The following is a 21,964-nucleotide window of genomic DNA, read 5'->3' on the forward strand; positions in this document are numbered from 1 at the left end:
GCTGTTGCTGTAGTTTTTATTCCTAAAAGACGATTCATTTTTTAAAATACTTTACCATTTAATTAATTTTTAAACAACATATTCAAAATAATCTCTTTTCTTTCCGAAATAATCTTATCAAATTCCACCTCATCGATCATTAAATTTTCCATCAATAAAGGTCTTACGGCGCTTGGAAAAACCAATAAGGAGATCATATTAAGAACAAACTGTATAGGTGCCATTTTTTCAATATTTCCCAGTTCCATTTCTGCTTCTACTTCTTTATATAGCTTTTTCAATTCTTCTTCTTCAATATCTTTTTGATGACAGTTTCCTTTATTAATCTGTGATACGATATAAGTTTCCAAATACGGGTACTGCAGACTTGTAGATAAACTCCCCTCGATAAACTGCCCTATCTTTTGTTTAAATGGCAGATCGGAATTCATAATGATTTCAGATTTTTCGTGTTCTACTCTCTGAGCTTCGTCAAAAATGATCTGAATCAGATTATCTCTTGAGCGGAAATAATAATTGATCAGCGTTCTGTTGACACCTGCTGCATCGGCAATCTCCTGCGTGGTTGCATCAAACTTTCCTTTCACAAAGAATAGATTCTTCGCGGTTTCCTTGATTAATTCCTGTGTTTGGTCTTTTTTTGCTTGATTTGACATTTTTGTTAAACAAATTTGTGCAAATATAAATCAATCAAACGTTTTGACAAAATTGTTAAACAAAATAATTAAAAGAAGAAATTATGATATGCGTCATGTTTTAACATAATGAAATTGTATTAATCATTTTTAATCTTTTAGAATAGGCGGATTTATTATATTTGCCGGAAAATTAATAACCGATGCGAAAAATTTTATTTCTGCTGACTTTTTTCTCTTGTATTTCTATTTTTTCACAGAAAAAAACTCCTGCAAACAATGATTATTTCTTTTATGAAAACAAAGGCCAGATTGTAGATCAGGACGGAAAAGAAAATTCAAGTGTAAAGTATTTATTTCTTTCTAACGGATTAAATGTTCAGCTGAAGAAAAATGGATTTTCATATGATGTTTATGAAGTAGAGAAAACTGTAAATCCTAATTCTTCAAAGTTTAAAAAAGATAAATCGATAGAAGGCAAAACTTATTACGAAGATGAATTCTTGTATGAAAATTTATACCACAGAATTGATATTGAACTTTTAAATTCAAATAAAAATGCATCTATTATTGCAGAAGGAAAATCTCCGGATTATAATAATTATTTCAATATTCCTAATCAACCAAAAGGAATAACAAATGTTCATCGCTTTAAAAAAGTTCTATATAAAAATATTTACCCGAATATTGATTTAATTTTTTTTAAACCAAACGATACTTTAAAACCTGTAGAATATAATTTTATTATCAATCCCGGAGGTAGAATTTCTGATATTAAAATGAAATTTAATGGTGCACCTACTAGTATTAAAGATCATAAACTTTCAATGAAAGTCCGTTTTGGAGAAATGTATGAAAACATTCCTAAGAGCTGGATTACCGGAAATGAAAAAGAAAATATTAATGTTGCTTTTAAAGATCTTGGTGATCAGACTTTTGGATTTGATGCTCCTATTAATACTTCGAATAGGACCATTGTAATTGATCCGGTTCCCACCAGAGTTTGGGGAAGCCATGTAGGAGGAACTGGAGATGATTATGGAAGAATTAGAACCGACATTCAAAATACCGGCTATGTGATTGGATCTACAACAAGTAATAATAATTTTGCGACTTCAGGAACATATCAACAAAACATTGCTGGTGGAATTGATGCTTTCCTCATAAAGATTACTAAAAACGGACAAAAACTTTGGGGTACATATTATGGTTTCGGGATGACAGACTATTTTATGGATGCCGATTTTGATGAGGATTTTAATATTTATGCTGGAGGAATCGTCCAAAGAGGACCATATAACAACAATATTGTCCTGGTAAAGTTTAACGTTAGTGGAAATCTGGTTTTTCAGAAAGAATTTACTTCAAGCAGTAATGATAAACTGTATTCTGTGTCATATAATCAAAATCACGTGTACATCGCCGGTGATTCATTTAGTACAGATTTTCCAACTGTAAATGCCATGCAGCCAACAAAATCTACTCCATCAGGCTACACAGATGGTATTTTGGCATCTATAAATGCCTCCACAGCGGCAACAGATTGGGCAACCTATTTTGGAAACAGTGACGGATCAACTTCATTTTTTCAAATCATGTCTTCTGCAGACAATCTTGAATTAATAGGTGCAACACAGTCATCAAATATTCCAATGGTCAACGCTTTTCAACTACTGAAGGCCGGCGGCTCTGATGGCATCTACATCAGGCTTTCAAAATCCGGCAACACAATCCTAAGGTCAAGTTACTATGGTAATGTAGGAGATGAATTTATTATGAAAGGCAGAATCGTAAATAATGTTCTGATTCTGCCCGGAAAATATTCTACAACTAGTTTTCCTACAGGACAACCCGGTATATGGAGAATAAATCTAACTAACAATTCAATTTCAAAAAACTATTTTAATTTTGACGGTGGTTATCAACTCCTTGCCTATCCGGATGCCTTTGGTAATGTTTTCTTTACGGGATTACACTCAAATGGTCAAGCTGATATTTCAACACCGGGCGCATATATGGGGTTTCAAGCCTCGTTTTCCTCTACCTTCATGATTAAATACAATCAAAATGACATTAAAGAATGGGGAACTTATTACACAGGAAACGGAGCTACTCAGCAAGGCGAGGTTATCAAAGATAATGAAGGTGCTATTTACTTAACCGGAATGTCCGGTGGAAACACTTCCGGGATTGCAACTCCAGGAACATTTCAACAATCTCCCGGCGGAGGCAATGATATGTTTATTGCAAAGTTTCAGGATTGTACATCTGCAAGTATGGTAACTTCCAACTCCCCTGTCTGCATTAATTCCACTCTTCAATTAAACGCTTCAGGAGGAACTTCCTACAACTGGACCGGACCAAACGGATTTACATCAACACTCCAGAACCCTACTATTCCGAATGCAACAGCATCTCATTCCGGAGTATACAGCTGCCAGGTATCTGGATCAGGAAGTTGCGACGGAATTTTCACCGTAAATGTGATTGTGGGAGACAATATCGCGCCTATTCCAAACACAGCAACTCTTGCAGACATTACCGGCGATTGCCACACGGTAATTTCAACAATCCCCACTGCTACGGATAATTGTGCCGGAACCATTACAGCTACGACAACAGATCCGCTTTCCTACTCTATTCCGGGAACATATGTAATTCACTGGACCTATAATGACGGAAATGGAAATATTTCAACACAAAATCAAAATGTAACGGTTACTTCACCTGCATTGCCAATAACTACCAGCACCCAACAAACTTTCTGTGCAAGCAGCCATCCTACGATTGCCAATCTTCAGATTACAGGTCAGAATATTAAATGGTATGATGCAGCCGGGAATATTTTACCATCTACAACAACTTTAGTAAACGGACAAACGTATTACGTTTCTCAAACCATCAACGGTTGCGAAAGTAATAAAACTGCTGTTCAGGTTACAATAAATGAAACCCCTGAACCCGCCGGAAATTCTGTACAGGATTTCTGCGCCTCATCAAATCCTACCCTGGCAAGCCTGATTGTCAGTGGAACCGCAATAAAGTTTTATGATGCTGCCGGAAATATTTTGCCTCTTACAACTCCTCTTATTCATGGAGTAACTTATTTCGTAACACAAACTTTAAACAATTGCGAATCGGAAAAGCTGCCTATTTCAGTAACTTTATCAACGAATAATGTTCCGGCAAATGACTTTTCTGCCACGATATGCAACAGCTCAACAGGAAATTCAACAGTCATAGACCTTACTTCTTATCAGGCAAATCTTATTACAAATCCCGGAATCTATACGTTTACATATACTGACAATCTTGGGAATCCTATCGCCAACCCATCCAATTATACCATGAATGTTGGCTCAACGGTTATTCATGTAAAAGTTTCCACGGCGGACGGTTGTTTTATAGTTGTACGATTAAGCCTTACCATAAATCCAAAACCAAATATCAATCTTCCCGAAAAGATTGATTTCTGTAAAGGTAACAATATAACGCTGGATGCCGGAAGCGGTTATTCATCCTATCTCTGGAGTACCGGAGCCACCACTCAAACCATTACTGTTTCGACTCCGGGGAATTATTCTGTAACGGTAACCAACAGTTTCGGGTGTCAAAATACAGATCATGTTGAGGTAAGCTACACAATACTCCCGGAAATAACTGCTGTCAATATAAACAACAATTCAGCTACAATAATTCTTTCTGCAACAGGAAATTTTGAATATTCTTTGGATAATATAACATGGCAGGATTCTAATATTTTTACGAATTTAAATATCGGCGAATACATTGTTTATGTCAGAACAAAAGAAGGGTGTATCATTGGCCAAAAGCCTTTTTCAATCTTTAATATTCCAAATGCATTTACCCCTAATGGTGACGGATACAATGACAAATGGAAAATTGCAGGATTGGAAAATTATCTGGGAACTGAAGTGAATGTTTATGACAGAAGAGGATTGCCTGTCTTCAAGGAAGTGATCACCAAAAAACCACTTGAATGGGACGGTAAGCTGAATGGAAGCCAAGTTCCTACAGGAAATTACTGGTATACCATTAAAGTATCTGATGGCAGAGTCTATACCGGATGGTTGATGATCAAGAACAGAGAATAAAAAGAAGCCGTCTCATTTCACGAGTCGGCTTCATTTTTTATATTTTTGATATTATTCAAATTATTTTGGAAATTTTTCTTTACGATATTTGAAAATGGCTTATTATGCCACTCTCTTTCTTAAATTGTGGGCTAAAGCATGTAATCCGAACTCAATTTCTACTTTTTTGAGAGATTTTAGCATAAATCTCTTAAAATGATGATTATGTTTGAGATGGGCAAACTCGGGCTCTACATCGTAACATCTTTTTTTACGCTTTTCTATGCCTTCTTCACTTTTTAAGCGTTTCCTGACAATTTCTTTATGACGCTCCAGGTTATGATTGCGCTCTATCACCCGATTATCTTTAGATTGATGACAGACACCCCGCAGTGGACAACCTTCACAGTTTTTTGCCCGGTAATGGGATTGCTTTTGTTTAAAACCGTTTTTTGTGCTCGTGGTACTTTCGTAGCTTTTTTCCATTCTTTGTCCCATCGGACAAACGTAAAAATCCCGCTCCTGATTGTAATGCAGATGCTCTTTGCTAAAGGTTTTATGCTTGTTTTGATAATGCAGGTCCTGCTCTTTATCAAAGGTATTGTACTTTACGAAAGCTTCTATCTCAAGCTCTTCTAACAATTGATAATTTTCTTCACTCCCATAGCCCGCATCTGCGGTCAGAGATTCTATTGCAGAGAATTTTTATTCGCCAATATTTTTTTTAAATTCTTCTAAATGCGAAGCTAAAGTCGTGGTATCCGTGGGATTTTGATGAAGCGTGTAATTGAGAATAAATTGATTTTCAGTAGAGATTTGTGCGTTATAAGCCGGCTTTAATTGCCCATTCTTCATATGATCTTCCTTCATTCTCATAAACGTTGCATCTTCATCCGTTTTGCTGTAAGAGCCTCTTTCTTTCAAGATTTCTTCTTGTCGTTCGTATTTTTCAAGGTTTTTTTCAAAATTGTTTTTGATATAATTGAGTTTTGCTTTTGCCTTGGTTTTGCCTTTGTCCGAAATGGTATTTCCAGAAAGTTTTCGGTTGATATTTTCAACGGTTTGCTGTATCTTTTTCTTTACTGATTTCCTTAAATTCTGGCGGCTCAGGATCTTTATCCTCATCAGAGGCTACACTCTGTGCATAATTCCAAAGCTCTTCCAGCTGCTTTAGCATTTTTTCTTTGTTGGTTTTGATGGATTTTCCCCAAACAAAGGTGTAGCGATTTGCTTGCGCTTCTATCTTGGTTCCGTCTGTATAAACCTGTTTGAGAGTGATTAATCCTTCTTCTGCTAAAAGCAAAACCACTTGTGTAAATATATCTTTAAATGCAGACTGTAATTTCTGGCTTCTGAATCTTGCAATAGTATTATGGTCGGCAATATTCATATTAGAGAGCCACATGAAGAGTACATTTTCACGCATCGCTTTTTCTATTTTCCTGGAAGAATAAATATTTTCCATATACGCAAAAACCATCACCTTAAGCATCATCAGAGGATGATAGCTGGGATTTCCTTCTTTACGATAAGCCTTAACTAAAGTGCTGATGTTTACTTTATCAATCACATCATTCACGATTCGAACCGGATGATCCCTGGAAATCAAATCCTCAAAAGTGTGCGGAAACAAAACCAGCTGATTTTGATTATAATGTCTAAATCTCATATATTCTACTGATTATCAGATAAATATACAAAATCCTCACAAATATTACAACTTTTTTAATATAAAAAAACCGCCTCAGTTGTGAGACGGCTTCTTTCATTTATAACAATTTGATTTTATCCTCTGAAATATCAATGATTTTATCCTTGTACAGTCCACCAATAGCTTTCTTGAAATTTTTCTTGCTCATCTGTAGCTCATCTTTGATTTCTTCAGGCGAAGATTTGTCTGAAAGGTAGAGTAATCCATAGTTTTCTTCAAGCTTATCCAGAATTTTCTGCTTAAATTCATCGATATTCTCAAAGCCTTCCGGCTGTAAAGAAACATCAATTTTGCCATCTTCGCGAATTGCTTTGATATAACCGGTTTCTTCGGACAGCGGATATAATTTTTTGAAAACATCAGAACTGTAGATCAGTCCGATATATTTTTTATTGATAACTACATTCCAGCCTAGTTCGCTTTCATTCATCATGATAAGATCAACTTTATCCCCCTTTTTAAACGGAAGATCCTGGTATTGCGGATTTCTTTTAAATTTAGTTGTACCTGTTATTAATTCCAGATCTTCATCAACATAAATATGAACGAGATATCTTTTTCCTTCAACAATTTTTGTTTTCTGCTGTTTGTAGGGGATAAAGAGGTCTTTGATAATTCCCCAGTCCATAAAGGCACCGCTAGGAAGGCTCTGTACACAGCTCATCACGGCAAATTCGCCAACTTCAGCCAATGGGATTTCTGTGGTTGCTTTTAGCTTATTATCATCCTGATATACAAAAACTTCAATTTCATCATCTATTTCTTTGTCTTTCTGAATAAAAATCTTAGGCAAAAATGCTTTTTCACCCGATTCATCCGTTAAGATCCATCCTGAATTATTTTTATCTGAAATTTTTAAAGTCTGAGTTTTTCCGAGTTGCATTGATGATAAAATTAGTCGGTAAAGGTACGGAAATATAATACGAACTTGCAAAACGTAAATTATAAGCGTAAAAAGAGAAAGTCTTTGTCCTCTCGCTATTATAATTTAGAAATATACTCCATCAGTTCTTTTCTACTGCTTTCAAAATCAAAAGAATCATAAACCAGAAAATAATTTTGCTTATCAACACACTTAGAAAATAACGATTTGGCCAAGGCAAGTTTATTTTTATCAAAGCTCAGATCTTTTACCAAAATACTAATCTGCTTTGAAGTAAACATCGCATGACGACCTTGCTGATTAATAAACTCCATTTTTTTATCATCGAACCAAGCCCTGTTTTTCATTGTATCTATAAACTGTTGAAAAGTCCGATTATCCATAACATTAGGATAATTTAAACCTCCACTGTTTCCATACGGATTATTCCAGACATCGTTCCAGCTGTCGAAACCATAAGATTGGCTCTGAACGGGATAAGAATCCAATAAAAATAAACCTTTATCCGTGAAAAAATCAAGAACAAGCCTACTGTTGTTTCGGACATTTAAAGTAGTTCTGTATAATAAATAGCCACTTTCATAAATAGAAACGGGAATTCTTCCTGCCGGCAAATCAAAGAACCTGAATTTCCCCGAATTATTTGATATAAACTGATCTCCTATTTCAACACTGAAAAATCCCTGCTCAGGAATTCTAAGAAAAACTTCGGAATAACCATATTCCTGATTCCATTGATATTGTGGATTGTTTGTTCTGAAACCATTATTGTCCTGATTTCTAAAACCTGAGCTATTGTTGTTTTTCTTACTATCTGATCTTTTAGTATTAACAGATCCTATTTCTGTTTTGGAAGCTTCATTTTTCAGAAGTTCACCCGCTTTTCCTGCTTCTTGTGCTAATAAATTTGTTGCAAAGAGAAACAGTACGCTTACTAATATACTTTTCATAATTTATTATTTGAGTTTGATTTGATCTTAAATTTATTTAACTGCAAAATTTAATTTCGACAGGATAAAATAGTAACATTTAGATATTTGTTTTAATTAAAAGTTAATCAGCATAAAAATAACAGCACAACAATAATTTTAACTCATTAATTGTCAATCATAAAATTTCATCACAAAAACTTAATCAGTTTAAAATATTAAATAAAAAAGAGAGACAAATGCCTCTCTGGTTTACAAATATTTTAAATGATTACATTTTTAATCAAATTTTACATATGAATTGGTCTTTTCGCCGTAGCATCCAACGCTGCTTCTTTGATCGCTTCTGCATATGTAGGGTGCGCATGAGAACTTCTTGCGATATCTTCAGCGCTTGCACGGAATTCCATAGCAATGACACCTTCTGCAATAAGGTCTGCAGCTCTTGCCCCAACAATATGCATCCCCAGAACTTCGTCAGTTTTTTCGTCTGCAATGATCTTAACCAAACCATCAACATCTCCACTTGCACGGCTTCTTCCTAAAGCTCTCATCGGGAACGATCCTACCTTGTAAGCAACTCCTTCTTCTTTAAGCTGCTCTTCAGTTTTACCAACTCCGGCAACTTCCGGCCATGTATAAACAACTCCCGGAATTAAATTATAATTGATGTGAGGCTTCTGACCGGCTAAAGTTTCAGCAACAAAAACACCTTCTTCCTCTGCTTTGTGAGCAAGCATTGCTCCTTTGATAACGTCTCCGATCGCATAGATGTTGGCAACATTCGTCTGTAGGTGATCGTTTACTTTCACTCTTCCTCTTTCGTCAAGCTCTATCCCTGCTCTTTCAAGTCCGAGACCGTCTGTGTAAGGTCTTCTTCCTACAGAAACAAGACAATAATCTCCTTCAACAGTTACTTCTTCTCCTTTTTTATCTTTAGCTGTGATTTTTACAGTATCTCCATTTCTTTCAACTGCGGAAACGGCTGTAGAAAGCATAAATTTCATTCCTTGTTTTTTAAGAACTTTAGTTAATTCCTTACTTAAAGCTCCATCCATTCCAGGAATGATCTTATCCATAAATTCAACCACAGTCACCTGAGCACCCAATCTTAAATAGACTGAGCCCAACTCAAGACCGATGACACCACCTCCGATCACAACCAAATGTTTAGGGATTTCTTTAAGATTTAAAGCCTCCGTGGAAGTAATTACACGTTCTTTATCAATCGTGATGAAAGGCAGAGAAGATGGCTTTGAACCAGTCGCGATAATCGTATATTTAGATTCGATAGTTTCTGTGGAACCGTCGTTTTTTGTTACTTTGATCTGGGTTGCAGATTCGAAGCTTCCAACGCCTTCAAAAACAGTGATCTTATTTTTGTTCATCAGATAGTTGATTCCATCTGTATTTTGCTTTACCACCTCGTTTTTACGCTCGATCATTCTTGCAATATCGGCCTGAGGTTCGTTGATAATGATTCCATGTCCTGCAAAATTGTGCTTTGCATTCTCAAAATGCTCTGAACTGTCCAAAAGCGCTTTTGAAGGAATACAACCCACGTTAAGACAAGTTCCTCCCAAAGTCGGATATTTTTCAATAATTGCTGTTGTGAAACCTAATTGTGCAGCACGGATTGCAGCAACATAACCACCAGGACCGGAACCGATTACGGTAACATCGAATTGACTCATATTATTTTATGAATTTGTTTATTAATAACTTTCTTATGCTTACAAATTTAACGATTAATTATGAGTTGAGAAAATGACATTTATTAGAGTTTCGAATCCTTGCTATATGTTATTCATCTAACTTTGGCAAACCGCCCCAATCCATATGGGTGCCTTTTAAAATTATATTATCAGAAGTATTTATATCACTTTTAGAAATTCTAATCATAATAGAACTTTCTAAAAATTTACTTTTAAACTTGATCAACTCTAAATGATCAATGTTTTTATCATCAATGTTTATATGCTCTTTCAATGCATCAAGACATAACTTAGCCATATTATCAAGATCTTTATCTCTAACTTTATTGAGAATAAAAACAAGTTTGATACATAATCTATCTTTGCTAAGAAAAGTCAAATTTTTACCGTAAGGTGATAATAAGAATTGTTTTTTAAATTCATTTTTAATTATAGTTGAAGTTTGTCTTGTTAATGGAGTAATTCTGACAGGAAAGTTATGTATTGGTAATTTATCATCACAAATTTTACAATGACTTTGATTTAAAAAGCTAGCTTTTCCAGTTTCATTAATAAAAACCCTTTTTTCACCTTCATTAATATCAAAACCTACAAAATATATTTCATTTAGCACAATCCACTTTGTGACTTCCTCCTCTTCTTGAATGCTTGAATTATTAAAATCATAATTTTTATCTTGATCTTTATTAAATAATAAAAATAATTCTTCTCTTAGCTCAGAAATATTTTCTGCTTTACTTTTTAATATTTCTATAATTTTTTCTCTCACTTTAGTTTTTTTATAATTTAAGTTTTCTCTAAATATTTAATGGATCGGTAATAATTATAAATATATTTTCCCAACGCCAAATGCTGTCATATTTTCAAAAAATTCACCGCCGTAGACATACCACTCAAGGCTTTCAATATATTCCAGCACATTTTCGGGCGTAATCTGCGAGCGGTCTTTTTTCGAAACAATTCCTTTGTACCATCTTCCCGACTTGGAATAATGTTCAAATTCAACCAAATAATGAATCCATATCCTTTGACAAAGCTTGCATTGCTGAATACTCACTTCCGCATATCTTCCGTTGGTGTGATCTATACCCAGTTCGGAACTTCTGTATTCTGTATAGTTTGAGGTAGGTTTTTCACAGCTGCATCCTATTTTCTGAATTTTAATCATGAATAAAAATTGTAATTGATTAACGCTTCCAAAAATAGAGAAATAAGACGGCATCGGACAACTATTTCACAAGATCCAGCAAGACTTTTTCATATTTATCCATGATCATATTTTTGGAAAATCTCGATTTTATGGAACTTTTGATAACTTCTTTGTCATAGTTCTGATGAAGGATCCTCAGAATCTCCTGCGAAAATCTTTCACAATCTTCAATATCTGAGATTTCCCCGTTGATCGTATTCTGAATGATTTCATTAATTCCTCCCGGGCAGTTATTGGCCAGAGAATAGGTTCCGCAAGCCCCTGCTTCAAGCAACACGTTAGGAAATCCTTCGTAGCGCGAAGAGAGAATAAAAAGGTCCGCATATTTCAGGAATTCATATGGATTTTCTTGTCTGCCGTGGAAGATGACGTGTTCAAGACCAAGAAAATCCTTCATCTGATGCAACATTTCGCGGTCTTTTCCGTCTCCCAGAATGTGAAGCAGAATATTTTCATTTTTCAGTCTGGAAAAAACTTTCAGCAGATTATCAAAACCTTTTCTTGCCGATAAATTTCCGATAGCTACTACGTTTTTGTAGTTTAATTTAAAGCTTTCAGGCTTTTGTGCGGAAGCAAGCTTTGATTCAATAAAATCAAAATCTACGGGATTGTTGATTTTAACAATCTTGCTCGATTTTATGCTGAAATTTCTAATAAGATCCCGCATCATATCATCACTCTGCGCAATAATCTTATCGTAATTATTATAGAAATTATAGAAGAATTTGATTTCCTTTCTGGTGACGTGCCGGGTGACCACATTTGTTTCCCTTGCGATAAATTTCGTTTTCGGAAAAAGCTTGATAAACAATGATAAATACGCATTTACCTCTCCAAACCCGGAAAATACAATATCGGGTTTTCTGCGGTATATTTCCCGCAGAATAGGTTTTAATGAATGCCTGATTCTTTCAGTATTAATATCAATGATTTCTACATCTCTATTGAGAAATTTCAGATATCCGCCCTGTTTGCGTAACAGCAAAATCTTGGGCTCGAAACGATCTCTGGAAAGATGATTCGCAATGGTGGTAACAATCCTTTCTGCGCCGCCTGTTTCCAGATCCGGCAGAATAAATATGACAGAAATCTTTTTCATCTATGTAAATTTAGTAAAAAGTTTTATTACCCTTAAATTTCAGCATGTAATTAATGATTTTTAACGTAAGACATTTACTTTCACCTCTATTTCAAAACAAAAAGAAACTCTCCGGCAGAAGAATTTCTTTTAAAATATTTTGTTTAGTTTAAATTTATTTTAATTGGCAACGTCACTGATGAATTTTATCCTTAGCATTCTCACTTCCTCATCAGATAGTTCATCCCCGAATTCATCCAGCAAAACCTTCATACTGTCACTTTCAGATTCGTTCATGAATTCCATGAAACCATCTACGATATCTTCATCAAAATTATCTTCAATATAATAATCGATATTCAGCTTGGTTCCCTGGTAAACGATACGTTCCATTTCTTTCAGCAGCTCATCCATTGAAAGATTCTTCGCTCTCGCAATATCTTCAAGGTCGATTTTCTTATCGGTGCTCTGGATGATGAATACTTTGTGGCTGGATTTATTGGCCACCTGCTTCAGCACCATATCCTGGGTACGCTCGATGTTGTTGTCTTCTACATATTTACTGATAAAATCGGCAAACTCTTTACCATATTTTCGTGCTTTACCTTCACCTACACCGTAGATTTTACCAATTTCTTCAACAGTTATGGGATATTGAACCGTCATATCTTCGAGGCTCGGATCCATAAAAACCGTGTAAGGTGGAATGCCATGCTTTTTGGCGACTTTCTTTCTCAGTTCCTTCAGCTGGTTGAAAAGATTCTGATCTAAACCTCCTGCCGACTGCATCTGAACCTGATCACTTTCCGCTTTCGCCTGCGTAAGATCAAATTCCCTGTCTTCCGCAATGAGAAATGAGTGTTCCAGTTTTCCGTCCAAAACAAGTCTGCCTTTTTCTGCGATTTTTAAGACACCATATGTTTCAATGTCTTTTTGTAAAAAATTCTGAACTGTAGCCTGTCTAAGGATCGTTTTCCAGTGATTATCTTTTTCTTCTTTTCCGAAACCGAAATACGAAGTCTGCTCGAGCTTGTAAGATTTGGTAACCGCCGTTTCTTTCCCGGCGATAATGGAAATAAGGTCTTTTGCCTTAAATTTTTCTCCCGTATCTCTGATTAATTCAAGAACTTTTTTCAGATCATCAGTCGCATCCTTTAATTTTGGAGGGTTTGATGAATTATCGCACATTTTGGCGCCGTCTCCGTTTACCGGATCAAAATTTTCACCAAAATAATACAGAATATATTGTCTCCTGCTCATGGAAGTTTCGGCATAACCTACGACTTCATTTAACAGCTGCAATCCGATTTCTCTTTCGGAAACAGGTTTTTGAGCAAGGAATTTCTCCAGTTTTTCGATGTCTTTAGGATCGTAAAATGCAAGACAATACCCTTCTCCGCCATCTCTTCCCGCTCTTCCGGTTTCCTGATAATAACTTTCCAGAGATTTCGGGAAATCATAATGAATCACGAAACGTACATCCGGCTTATCAATTCCCATCCCAAAAGCAATCGTAGCAACAATAACGTCTACCTCTTCCATCAGGAACTTATCCTGGTTAGCCACCCTTACCTTCTGGTCAAGACCTGCGTGATAAGGCAGTGCATTGATTCCATTTACCTGAAGAAGCTGGGCAAACTCCTCAACTTTACGCCGGCTGAGGCAATATACAATCCCTGATTTCCCTTTATTCTGATTGATAAATTTTACAATTTCCTTATCAACATTTACTTTCGGACGTACTTCATAATAAAGGTTTGGTCTGTTGAAGCTTTCCTTAAAGACCAGTGCATTCGTCATTCCCAACGTCTTCTGGATATCATCCTGCACTTTAGGGGTTGCCGTTGCTGTAAGAGCGATGACCGGAACATCGGCAATCTTGTCAATAATCGACTTCAGGTTTCGGTATTCCGGTCTGAAATCATGACCCCATTCTGAAATACAGTGGGCTTCGTCAATCGCGAAAAATGATATTTTTACATCTTTCAGAAAATCAAGATAATCTTCTTTAATAAGAGATTCCGGAGCGACATAAAGAAGTTTTGTCTTACCGCTTTTTATATCGTCAAATACCTGCTTGGTCTGGGTTTTGTTTAATGATGAATTTAAAACATGGGCCACTCCGTTATCAGATGAAAGTCCGTTCACCGCATCCACCTGATTTTTCATTAACGCTATCAAAGGTGAAACCACAATGGCGGTACCTTCGGAAATAAGTGCCGGAAGCTGGTAGCATAAGGATTTACCACCTCCTGTTGGCATTAAAACAAATATATCCTTTCCGTTCAGAAGATTGTCTATAATTTGTTCCTGCTGCCCTTTAAAAGTAGAAAATCCGAAATATCTTTTCAATTCGCCTGATAAATTGGCTTTTTTTGCGCTCATCTAATTTTATTGCTAAATTTGCATCTAATCCAAAGTTATGAATTTTTCGCTTAAAATAAAAGCGAACGAATTTATAAAAAATAAAGTTTATAATAAAGATTCTATCAAAAATATAACGTTTTTTTAGTGATTTTTATATGCCTCATGTAAGTAAAATGGAAAGAGCCGATATCATTTCAATAGCGAAAAGCACTTTAGAAATAGAAATTTCAGAACTTGAAAAACTCCGGGACAGATTAAATGACGATTTTGCCAAGGCAGTAGAAATCATTCATTCTGCAAAAGGAAAACTGATCGTGGTCGGAATCGGTAAATCGGCACATGTGGGCAACAAGATCGTAGCAACTTTAAATTCCACCGGAACGCCATCCCAGTTTTTACATGCTTCGGAAGCGATTCATGGAGATCTGGGCGTAATTCAGAAGCAGGATGTCGTTTTGTGTATTTCCAACTCAGGAAATTCACCGGAAATCGTAAATCTGGTTCCTTACCTTAAAGATTATTCTTCTGCGCTCATCGGGATGACGGGTAATAAAACCAGCAAACTGGCAGAATTCTCTGAAATGATACTGGACACCCATGTCGATATGGAAGCCTGCCCCAATAAGCTAGCCCCGACAAGTTCTACAACGTTGCAGATGGCGTTGGGAGATGCTTTAGCTATTGCTTTAATGGAGATGAATGATTTTAAGGCTAATGATTTTGCCAAGTTTCATCCGGGTGGAAGTCTGGGTAAAAACTTAATTTCAAAGGTTGATGATTTTCTTTCTTCCCAAAAACCTGAAGTAACGGAAAACGATACTGTGAAAGATGTCATTATTTCCATAAGCGGCTCCAGACACGGTATTACAGTAGTTACCAACAACGATGAGATTATCGGTGTAATCACTGATGGCGATTTAAGAAGAATGCTGCTGAAAGGCGATGATATTTCAAAAGTCCTGGCGAAAGATATTATGTCTGCCAACCCAAAAACAATCGAAAGAAACGCCCTGGCAAAAGAAGCGATGAAGATTTTAAAAGATAATAATATCGGACAGCTTGTAGTAACAGAAAACGGAAAATATTTCGGTATTATTGATCTGCATAAATTGCTGGATGAAGGGATTATTTAGGTTAAAGATGGTAGATCGTTCAGATACTAATTTTGCATAATTTGATTTTAGATTCGTCCGTTCGAGTGTTTTTTGGAGCAAAGCGGATAAAAATGTATCGAGAACTGATGAATAATGCCGACCGGAATCCCGGCTTCTCGATACGACTTCTTCAAAGTCTACTCGAAGTGACGTGTACGTTAATTATTCGATACGAAGATTCGTCGTCTGTTCGAGCAAAAATTCTGAAATAATTTTTTATCGAGAACCTATAAGGAGACAACTCGCTGTACAACTTCTCGATATGATTTCTTCGAAATCCACTAAACTGACTAAATGAATAAGAATGCACACCGAGTTAATATAAATAAGCAGGAATAAAAATAACCGGCAAATTTTAAACTTCAATCTTCCGCACTTAACTAACTTCTGCTTTACTGAAACTTTTTTCATAAATTTGGAATCTTAAAAAAATTATCCTGTGAGTGATGTTAAAGACATGTCTTTCCTTGGGCATATTGGGGAATTAAGAGGTCACCTCATCCGTTGTATTCTTGCAATCATCATTGCGGCGGTTATTATTGGTTTTAATATCAACTGGATTATGGACCATATCTTTTTCGGTCCTACCAGAAACGATTTTGCCACCTTCGAGATCGTTAACCATTTTTCCAAAATGATTTTGGGTGAAGACAGCATTCATCTTCCGAAAGACTTTCCGGTGCGTGCCAGCAAATTATATCAGCAGTTTAATGTGATGATGGCCGTTTCCATTTTTGGAGGTATCGTGCTCGCTTTTCCATATATCGTATGGGAATTATGGCGATTCATCAGCCCTGCGCTGCATCCTAAAGAAAGAAAAAACTCCATATTCATTATCAATTCGGTCTGGATTCTGTTTATGACAGGCGTTTTATGCGGATATTTCCTTATTCTTCCTTTTGCCGTTAATTTCGGAGTTATTTTTAAGATCTCGGATATCATCATTCCACTTTATGACCTGAGTGATTATACGACCCTGTTTTTACAGGTGGTTCTCGGGATGGGTGTTATTTTTCTCTTCCCGGTTCTCATTTATTTCCTGACGACCATCGGAATTCTTACGCCAACATTCATGAAAACATACCGTCGTCATGCCATAGTTCTAATCATGGTCGTTGCCGCAATCATTACTCCGGCAGACGTCCTGAGTATGCTAATGGCTGCATTTCCATTACTGTTGCTCTATGAATTCAGTATCATCATGTGTTCCTACACCTATAAGAAAGTACAGAAAGCAGCAAATAATTTACCCGCGGTGCAGGAATAGTGTTAAATTCATAAAAGCAATCAAAAAAACAATAAGGAGTCCTGAAAGGACGACCTAAATCAGGACAGGATAAAATCCTGTCAACGATTAAACAACAATACATTGAATAGTTTCGGCGAGCCTCTGGCTCGCCGAAACTATTTCTAAAGCAATTAATCATTACCGGGCCTTCGACTCCGCTCAGCCAACGCCAGTCGACTACTTTTTGTCATTCTGTAGGAATCTCGGCATAGCGGTAACGTTAGCTTTTAATTTTTAACACTATGTTCGCAAGAGATTTATATAGTATGCATATTCTTTTGAGCGCAAAAGGTACTTCGACAGGCTCAGCATAAACTTTAGCACTCAGCAAATGATAACGAATCCTATTTAAACTCTCATATCGAATCCTGAAAACTCTCAAATACTGCAACTCCAAGGGTGTCTGATGCGACTCGAAGCTACCAATCTCAGAATCTTTCTTAAACCACCCCGTCAAAAATTCTTTGAATTTTTGCCACCCATCCATTGAGGGGAATCTTGTACCGCTTAAAATCCTTCAGCACTCCCATTCTCAAACCCTCTAACTCAATGTTGGCTGAGCGAAGTCGAAGCCAAACTCCGGCTGAGAAAGATTTCCTAGCTGGAGTAACACACTGATGAAAATCCCCATTCTAATGATAGATTCCTCTTGCGTTGATAGGAGCATTACTACAGTACAATATTTACTACGTACTAGGGACATGCCATCCCTCGAGCGAGAGAGACACTGTCCTCCGAGCGGAGGAAACACCTTCCTTCGGGCGAGGGACAAGATAACTTACGGGCGATGCCATTGATTTCTTATTCAACGGTTAATAACTTATCTAAAAGCTACTCTTGGTTCCTTTAGAAAAGTATTGTTCTTGGAAAACTGCGTAACCACTTCCAGATGATACGTTTCCGCCGCCAATGCAGTAAATCACTACCAAAAGCTCCGAAGGATTATTGGATAAAGTATTCTAAGTGGGACTACTTTTTTCTTGCTCAATCTTACAAAATTTCACTTTCAGAAACTATCGGTACACGATCTGTAAAGAAACAGTATTATAGATGATTATTTAATCACAGATCATACAAACAATCTTAGTTTTCCGTTTTTGTAATCAATTTATTTTCTATTTTTGGAAGATTAATTTAATTCAGATGAAAAAACTTTCATATACTGTTTTATTGGCTTCGGGCCTGGTATTCGGTCAGTTCTTCGAAAAAGAAAAAACCTTTACAAAACAGGATACTTTAAAAGGTTCTAATACAACATTCAGAAACTTCTGGGATGTGAAGAAATATGATCTTTCCATAGAGCCGGATTTTGCAGCAAAAAGCATCAAAGGAAATAATAAAATCAGTTTTGAAATCATTAAGGACGTTACCAATCCTACATTCCAGATTGATCTCCAGCAGCCCATGAAAGCTGATAAGGTGGAAGCAAGTTTTCCGGTGGCAGACTATAAGCAGGATGGTGATTTTATCTGGATCAAAACCAATAAAGCTTTTAAGAAGGGAGAAAAATATACCATTAACGTAGCCTATTCCGGAAACCCGACGATTGCAAAACAGGCCCCATGGGACGGCGGCTGGGTCTTCACCAGAGACGAAAAGGGAAATCCGTGGATGAGCGTAGCCGATGAGGGAATCGGAGCCTCCATCTGGCTTCCGACAAAAGATATCTGGAGCGATGAACCCGACAATGGCGTCGTTATGAAAATCATCACTCCAAAAGATCTTGTGGGCGTAGGAAACGGAAGGCTGATCAGTAAAAAGGACGAAGGCTCCAAAACAGCCTATACCTGGGAAGTCAAAAATCCTATCAATGCCTACTCCATCATTCCGAACGTTGGTAAATATGTAAATTTTAAAGATACTTTTAACGGAGAAAAAGGCAAGTTGGATCTCGATTACTGGGTGATTGATTATAATCTTGACAAAGCCAAAAAACAGTTTCAGCAGGTAAAACCGATGCTTTCTGCATTTGAATATTGGTTTGGTCCGTATCCTTTTTATGAAGATTCATACAAATTGGTAGAATCTCCTTACCTGGGAATGGAGCATCAGAGCAACGTGGCGTACGGAAATCATTATCAGAACGGATATCTGGGAAATGATCTTTCAGGAACGGGTGTCGGCCTCAACTGGGATTATATTATTATTCACGAAAGCGGACACGAATGGTTTGCCAATAATATTACAGCAAAAGACCAGGCGGATATGTGGGTTCATGAAGGATTTACTATGTATTCCGAAGTGTTATTCACAGAAAAATTCATGGATAAAAAATCGGCGGACGTTTATATGCAGGGAATTCATAGAACGGTCAGCAACGATATTCCTATCATCGGAAAATACGGAGTGAGAAATGAAGGAAGCGGCGATATGTATCCTAAGGGCGCCAGCATGCTTCACACCATCCGCCAGATAATCAATAATGATGATAAATTCAGGGAAATACTGAGAGGCATCAACAAAGATTTTTATCATCAGACGGTCACCACCCAACAGATTGAAGGTTATATTTCGAAAAAATCGGGAATTGATTTCTCAAGCGTATTTAATCAATATTTGAGAACAACAAATGTTCCGACCTTAGAATATTCTCAAAAAGGAGAAGAGCTCAGGTTCCGATACACCAATGCTATAAAAGACCTGAAACTCCCGATACGAATTGACGGTGAACAGACGATCAAGCCTACCGAGCAGTGGCAGACTGTCAAACTGAAAAGCGGAAATCCGGTACAATTCAACAATAACTATTACATCAAGTACCGAAAAGTAGAGTAATATTCAAAATAAACCGAAGACAAATCTTTATATGAAAGGGTTTGTCTTTTTTTATGAAAAATTTAATACCGCAATCCGTAACAAAATACGTTTTTCAACAACTATTTAACTATAATCTTAAACTCAATGAAAAAAATAGCACTTAGCTTAGGTATTCTGGCCACGTTTCTGGTGAATGCCCAGTCTATTAAAACAACGATTGATCTTGTCAATGTAAAAGACGATAAAGTAGCTGTCACTATGGAATTTCCTAAGATGAAATCCGGTGATGTGAAATTCCATTTTCCGAAAACTGTTCCGGGAACGTATTCTGTAGATGACTACGGAAGATTTGTGGAAGGCATTAAATTTTTAGATAACAAAGGAAAAGAACTTGCTTTTACGAAGGTGAATGACAATACCTATTCTTTGAAGAATGCCAAGGATTTGTCTAAAGTTACTTACCTGGTCAACGACAGTTTTGATGATGAAATGGATACTTCAAAGCATAAAGCCGTATTCTCCCCGTCCGGAACGGATATCGAAGCGGGAAAAGTCTATCTTATCAATACCCACGGATTTGTAGGATATATCGACAATATGCAGGACGTCCCTTATCAGCTGGTGATTCAGAAGCCGGCAGATTTCTACGGAACTACCGCTTTGGTAGACCAGGACAAATCTGATGCGACCGATACCTTCACCCTGGCTAATTATGCAAAGGTTACAGATTCTCCGCTGATGTACACCAAACCGGATTATATCACCTTCAATGCAGGCGGAATGGATCTTGTGCTTGGCGTTTATTCACCTTCAGGAAAATATAAAGCTGCAGATTTTAAAGATAACTTAGAAAAGATGGTCGTGGCTCAAAAGAAATTTCTTGGTGACATGAATACCAACAAAAAATATGCGATCATGCTGTATCTCGCAGGAGGTGACGGACCGCAGATCAAAGGATTCGGTGCTTTGGAACATCATGAGTCAACGAGCGTGGTGCTTCCTGAAATGATGCCTAAAGAAGCGATCGATAAAACCATAACCGATGTTGTCTCCCATGAGTTTTTCCATACGGTTAATCCGTTGAAGACGCATTCTGAAGAGATCCATTATTTTGATTATGCAGATCCGAAAATGTCTCAGCATCTCTGGATGTATGAAGGCGGTACAGAATATTTTGCCAATCTGTTCCAGATTCAGGAAGGTTTGATTACCAAAGAGGAATTCCTTCAGAGAATGAATGAAAAAATCACCAACTCAAAGAACTACAACGATACCATGCCATTCACGGTGATGAGTAAAAACGTACTTCTTGACGAATATAAAGACCAATACAGAAACGTGTATGAAAAAGGTGCTCTTCTCGCTATGTGTCTGGATATCGAACTCAGAAAGCTTTCCAATGGTGAAATGGGTTACCGCGATATGATCAGAAAACTATCTCAGAGATTCGGTGAGAACAAACCGTTCAAAGATGATAAACTGATTGATGAACTGGTTACTGTAACAGGTTATCCTCAGGTAAGAGATTTTTACAATAAATATATTGCGGGAAGTCAGCCTACTCCTTACGCACAATATCTTAATATGGTGGGTGTAGAACTGAAAAAGCAGGAGACTCCGCCAATTTTCTGGTTTATTAAAGATCCGAACCAGACAGGATATGATGAAAAAACAAATGCCTTCGTATTTGATGAAAGCTCTGCCTTGTCGCCTTTTGCAAAGAGCATCGGATTTAAGATCACGGATAAGATCGTCGCTTTGGATGGCAAAACAATTAACATCCAGAACATTCAGGATTTTATCAATTATTCTAAAACGATCAAGGAGGGACAGAATGTAACGGTGACTATTTTAAGAGACAATGGCGGAAAAGCCGAAAAGATGGATCTTAAAGGAAAAGCTGTTCTCGATAAAATGACAATAGAAACGCTACAGTTTAAAGCTAATCCTACGCCAGAAGAAAAGAAACTTCAGGATCAGTGGCTGACGGGAAAGAAATAGTTTTAACGAAGAATAAATAATAGAGCGGGGAATTTTTCTCCGCTTTTGTTTTGATAATAAATCTTGGTAATATTTTTAGGAACTTTTTGACTTCGTCGAATTGTATTGATTTATTTTTTTAAGGAGCAATTTCCCGCTTTTC

13 protein-coding genes and 1 pseudogene are annotated in these 21,964 nt (G+C 36.8%); 5 read left to right on the forward strand and 9 right to left on the reverse strand.

The annotated features are described in order from the left end of the window. Window positions 1–62: 62 nt before the first annotated feature. Entirely contained in the window at window positions 63–656 is a 594-nt protein-coding gene (locus AC3WV0_RS04755; RefSeq protein WP_488844432.1) for a TetR/AcrR family transcriptional regulator, read from the reverse strand. Between the two features lie 182 nt (window positions 657–838). On the opposite strand from AC3WV0_RS04755, the gene AC3WV0_RS04760 reads away from it, so the two are divergent. Further along, the gene (locus AC3WV0_RS04760; protein WP_488844434.1) at window positions 839–4,750 is read left to right on the forward strand and encodes a DUF7948 domain-containing protein; all 3,912 of its coding nucleotides are present in this window, start codon (window positions 839–841) and stop codon (window positions 4,748–4,750) included. 102 nt (window positions 4,751–4,852) lie between these two features. On the opposite strand, the pseudogene AC3WV0_RS04765 reads toward AC3WV0_RS04760, so the two are convergent. The 8 genes and pseudogenes from AC3WV0_RS04765 to recQ all read right to left on the reverse strand — a co-directional run bounded on the left by AC3WV0_RS04765 (window position 4,853) and on the right by recQ (window position 14,640). Next, window positions 4,853–6,398, reverse strand: a pseudogene (locus AC3WV0_RS04765) (IS1182 family transposase). A gap of 100 nt (window positions 6,399–6,498) precedes the next feature. After that, on the reverse strand, window positions 6,499–7,323 hold the full coding sequence (locus AC3WV0_RS04770; RefSeq protein WP_488844436.1) for a CvfB family protein: 825 nt from the start codon (window positions 7,321–7,323) through the stop codon (window positions 6,499–6,501). A gap of 98 nt (window positions 7,324–7,421) precedes the next feature. Then, entirely contained in the window at window positions 7,422–8,273 is an 852-nt protein-coding gene (locus tag AC3WV0_RS04775; protein ID WP_488844438.1) for a proline and serine-rich protein 1 family protein, read from the reverse strand. A gap of 269 nt (window positions 8,274–8,542) precedes the next feature. Next, on the reverse strand, window positions 8,543–9,946 hold the full coding sequence (lpdA, locus tag AC3WV0_RS04780; protein ID WP_488844440.1) for a dihydrolipoyl dehydrogenase: 1,404 nt from the start codon (window positions 9,944–9,946) through the stop codon (window positions 8,543–8,545). A gap of 109 nt (window positions 9,947–10,055) precedes the next feature. After that, a complete protein-coding gene (locus AC3WV0_RS04785; protein WP_488844441.1) occupies window positions 10,056–10,736 on the reverse strand; it encodes a RusA family crossover junction endodeoxyribonuclease in 681 nt (226 codons plus the stop codon). A gap of 54 nt (window positions 10,737–10,790) precedes the next feature. After that, a complete protein-coding gene (locus tag AC3WV0_RS04790) occupies window positions 10,791–11,135 on the reverse strand; it encodes a hypothetical protein (protein ID WP_488844443.1) in 345 nt (114 codons plus the stop codon). Between the two features lie 61 nt (window positions 11,136–11,196). After that, window positions 11,197–12,276, reverse strand: coding sequence for a glycosyltransferase (locus tag AC3WV0_RS04795; RefSeq protein WP_488844445.1), 1,080 nt, complete (start codon window positions 12,274–12,276; stop codon window positions 11,197–11,199). Window positions 12,277–12,435: 159 nt separating this feature from the next. Continuing rightward, the gene (gene recQ, locus AC3WV0_RS04800) at window positions 12,436–14,640 is read right to left on the reverse strand and encodes a DNA helicase RecQ (RefSeq protein ID WP_488844447.1); all 2,205 of its coding nucleotides are present in this window, start codon (window positions 14,638–14,640) and stop codon (window positions 12,436–12,438) included. Between the two features lie 155 nt (window positions 14,641–14,795). On the opposite strand from recQ, the gene AC3WV0_RS04805 reads away from it, so the two are divergent. From AC3WV0_RS04805 to AC3WV0_RS04820, 4 genes are all read left to right on the forward strand, one after another. Then, entirely contained in the window at window positions 14,796–15,755 is a 960-nt protein-coding gene (locus AC3WV0_RS04805) for a KpsF/GutQ family sugar-phosphate isomerase (RefSeq protein WP_488844449.1), read from the forward strand. A 460-nt stretch (window positions 15,756–16,215) separates the two neighbouring features. Further along, window positions 16,216–17,043 (forward strand): twin-arginine translocase subunit TatC, encoded by an 828-nt coding sequence (gene tatC / locus AC3WV0_RS04810; protein WP_488844451.1) that lies wholly within the window; start codon window positions 16,216–16,218, stop codon window positions 17,041–17,043. A gap of 1,164 nt (window positions 17,044–18,207) precedes the next feature. Continuing rightward, window positions 18,208–19,839 carry a M1 family metallopeptidase gene (locus AC3WV0_RS04815; protein ID WP_488844453.1) on the forward strand — a complete coding sequence of 544 codons (1,632 nt, stop codon included), beginning with the start codon at window positions 18,208–18,210 and terminating at the stop codon, window positions 19,837–19,839. Window positions 19,840–19,965: 126 nt separating this feature from the next. Further along, complete coding sequence (locus tag AC3WV0_RS04820) at window positions 19,966–21,822, forward strand: M61 family metallopeptidase (protein ID WP_488844455.1); 1,857 nt, start codon at window positions 19,966–19,968, stop codon at window positions 21,820–21,822. The last annotated feature ends 142 nt before the right edge of the window (window positions 21,823–21,964 follow it).

This window comes from Chryseobacterium sp. 27AL, assembly GCF_057815395.1.

Excerpts from the sequence above, each read along its gene's own strand:
- AC3WV0_RS04755 (WP_488844432.1), bottom strand. The coding sequence starts at position 656 with ATGTCAAATCAAGCAAAAAAAGACCAAACACAGGAATTAATCAAGGAA.
- AC3WV0_RS04760 (WP_488844434.1), top strand. The coding sequence starts at position 839 with ATGCGAAAAATTTTATTTCTGCTGACTTTTTTCTCTTGTATTTCTATT.
- AC3WV0_RS04770 (WP_488844436.1), bottom strand. The coding sequence starts at position 7,323 with ATGCAACTCGGAAAAACTCAGACTTTAAAAATTTCAGATAAAAATAAT.
- AC3WV0_RS04775 (WP_488844438.1), bottom strand. The coding sequence starts at position 8,273 with ATGAAAAGTATATTAGTAAGCGTACTGTTTCTCTTTGCAACAAATTTA.
- lpdA (WP_488844440.1), bottom strand. The coding sequence starts at position 9,946 with ATGAGTCAATTCGATGTTACCGTAATCGGTTCCGGTCCTGGTGGTTAT.
- AC3WV0_RS04790 (WP_488844443.1), bottom strand. The coding sequence starts at position 11,135 with ATGATTAAAATTCAGAAAATAGGATGCAGCTGTGAAAAACCTACCTCA.
- AC3WV0_RS04795 (WP_488844445.1), bottom strand. The coding sequence starts at position 12,276 with ATGAAAAAGATTTCTGTCATATTTATTCTGCCGGATCTGGAAACAGGC.
- recQ (WP_488844447.1), bottom strand. The coding sequence starts at position 14,640 with ATGAGCGCAAAAAAAGCCAATTTATCAGGCGAATTGAAAAGATATTTC.
- AC3WV0_RS04805 (WP_488844449.1), top strand. The coding sequence starts at position 14,796 with ATGGAAAGAGCCGATATCATTTCAATAGCGAAAAGCACTTTAGAAATA.
- AC3WV0_RS04815 (WP_488844453.1), top strand. The coding sequence starts at position 18,208 with ATGAAAAAACTTTCATATACTGTTTTATTGGCTTCGGGCCTGGTATTC.
- AC3WV0_RS04820 (WP_488844455.1), top strand. The coding sequence starts at position 19,966 with ATGAAAAAAATAGCACTTAGCTTAGGTATTCTGGCCACGTTTCTGGTG.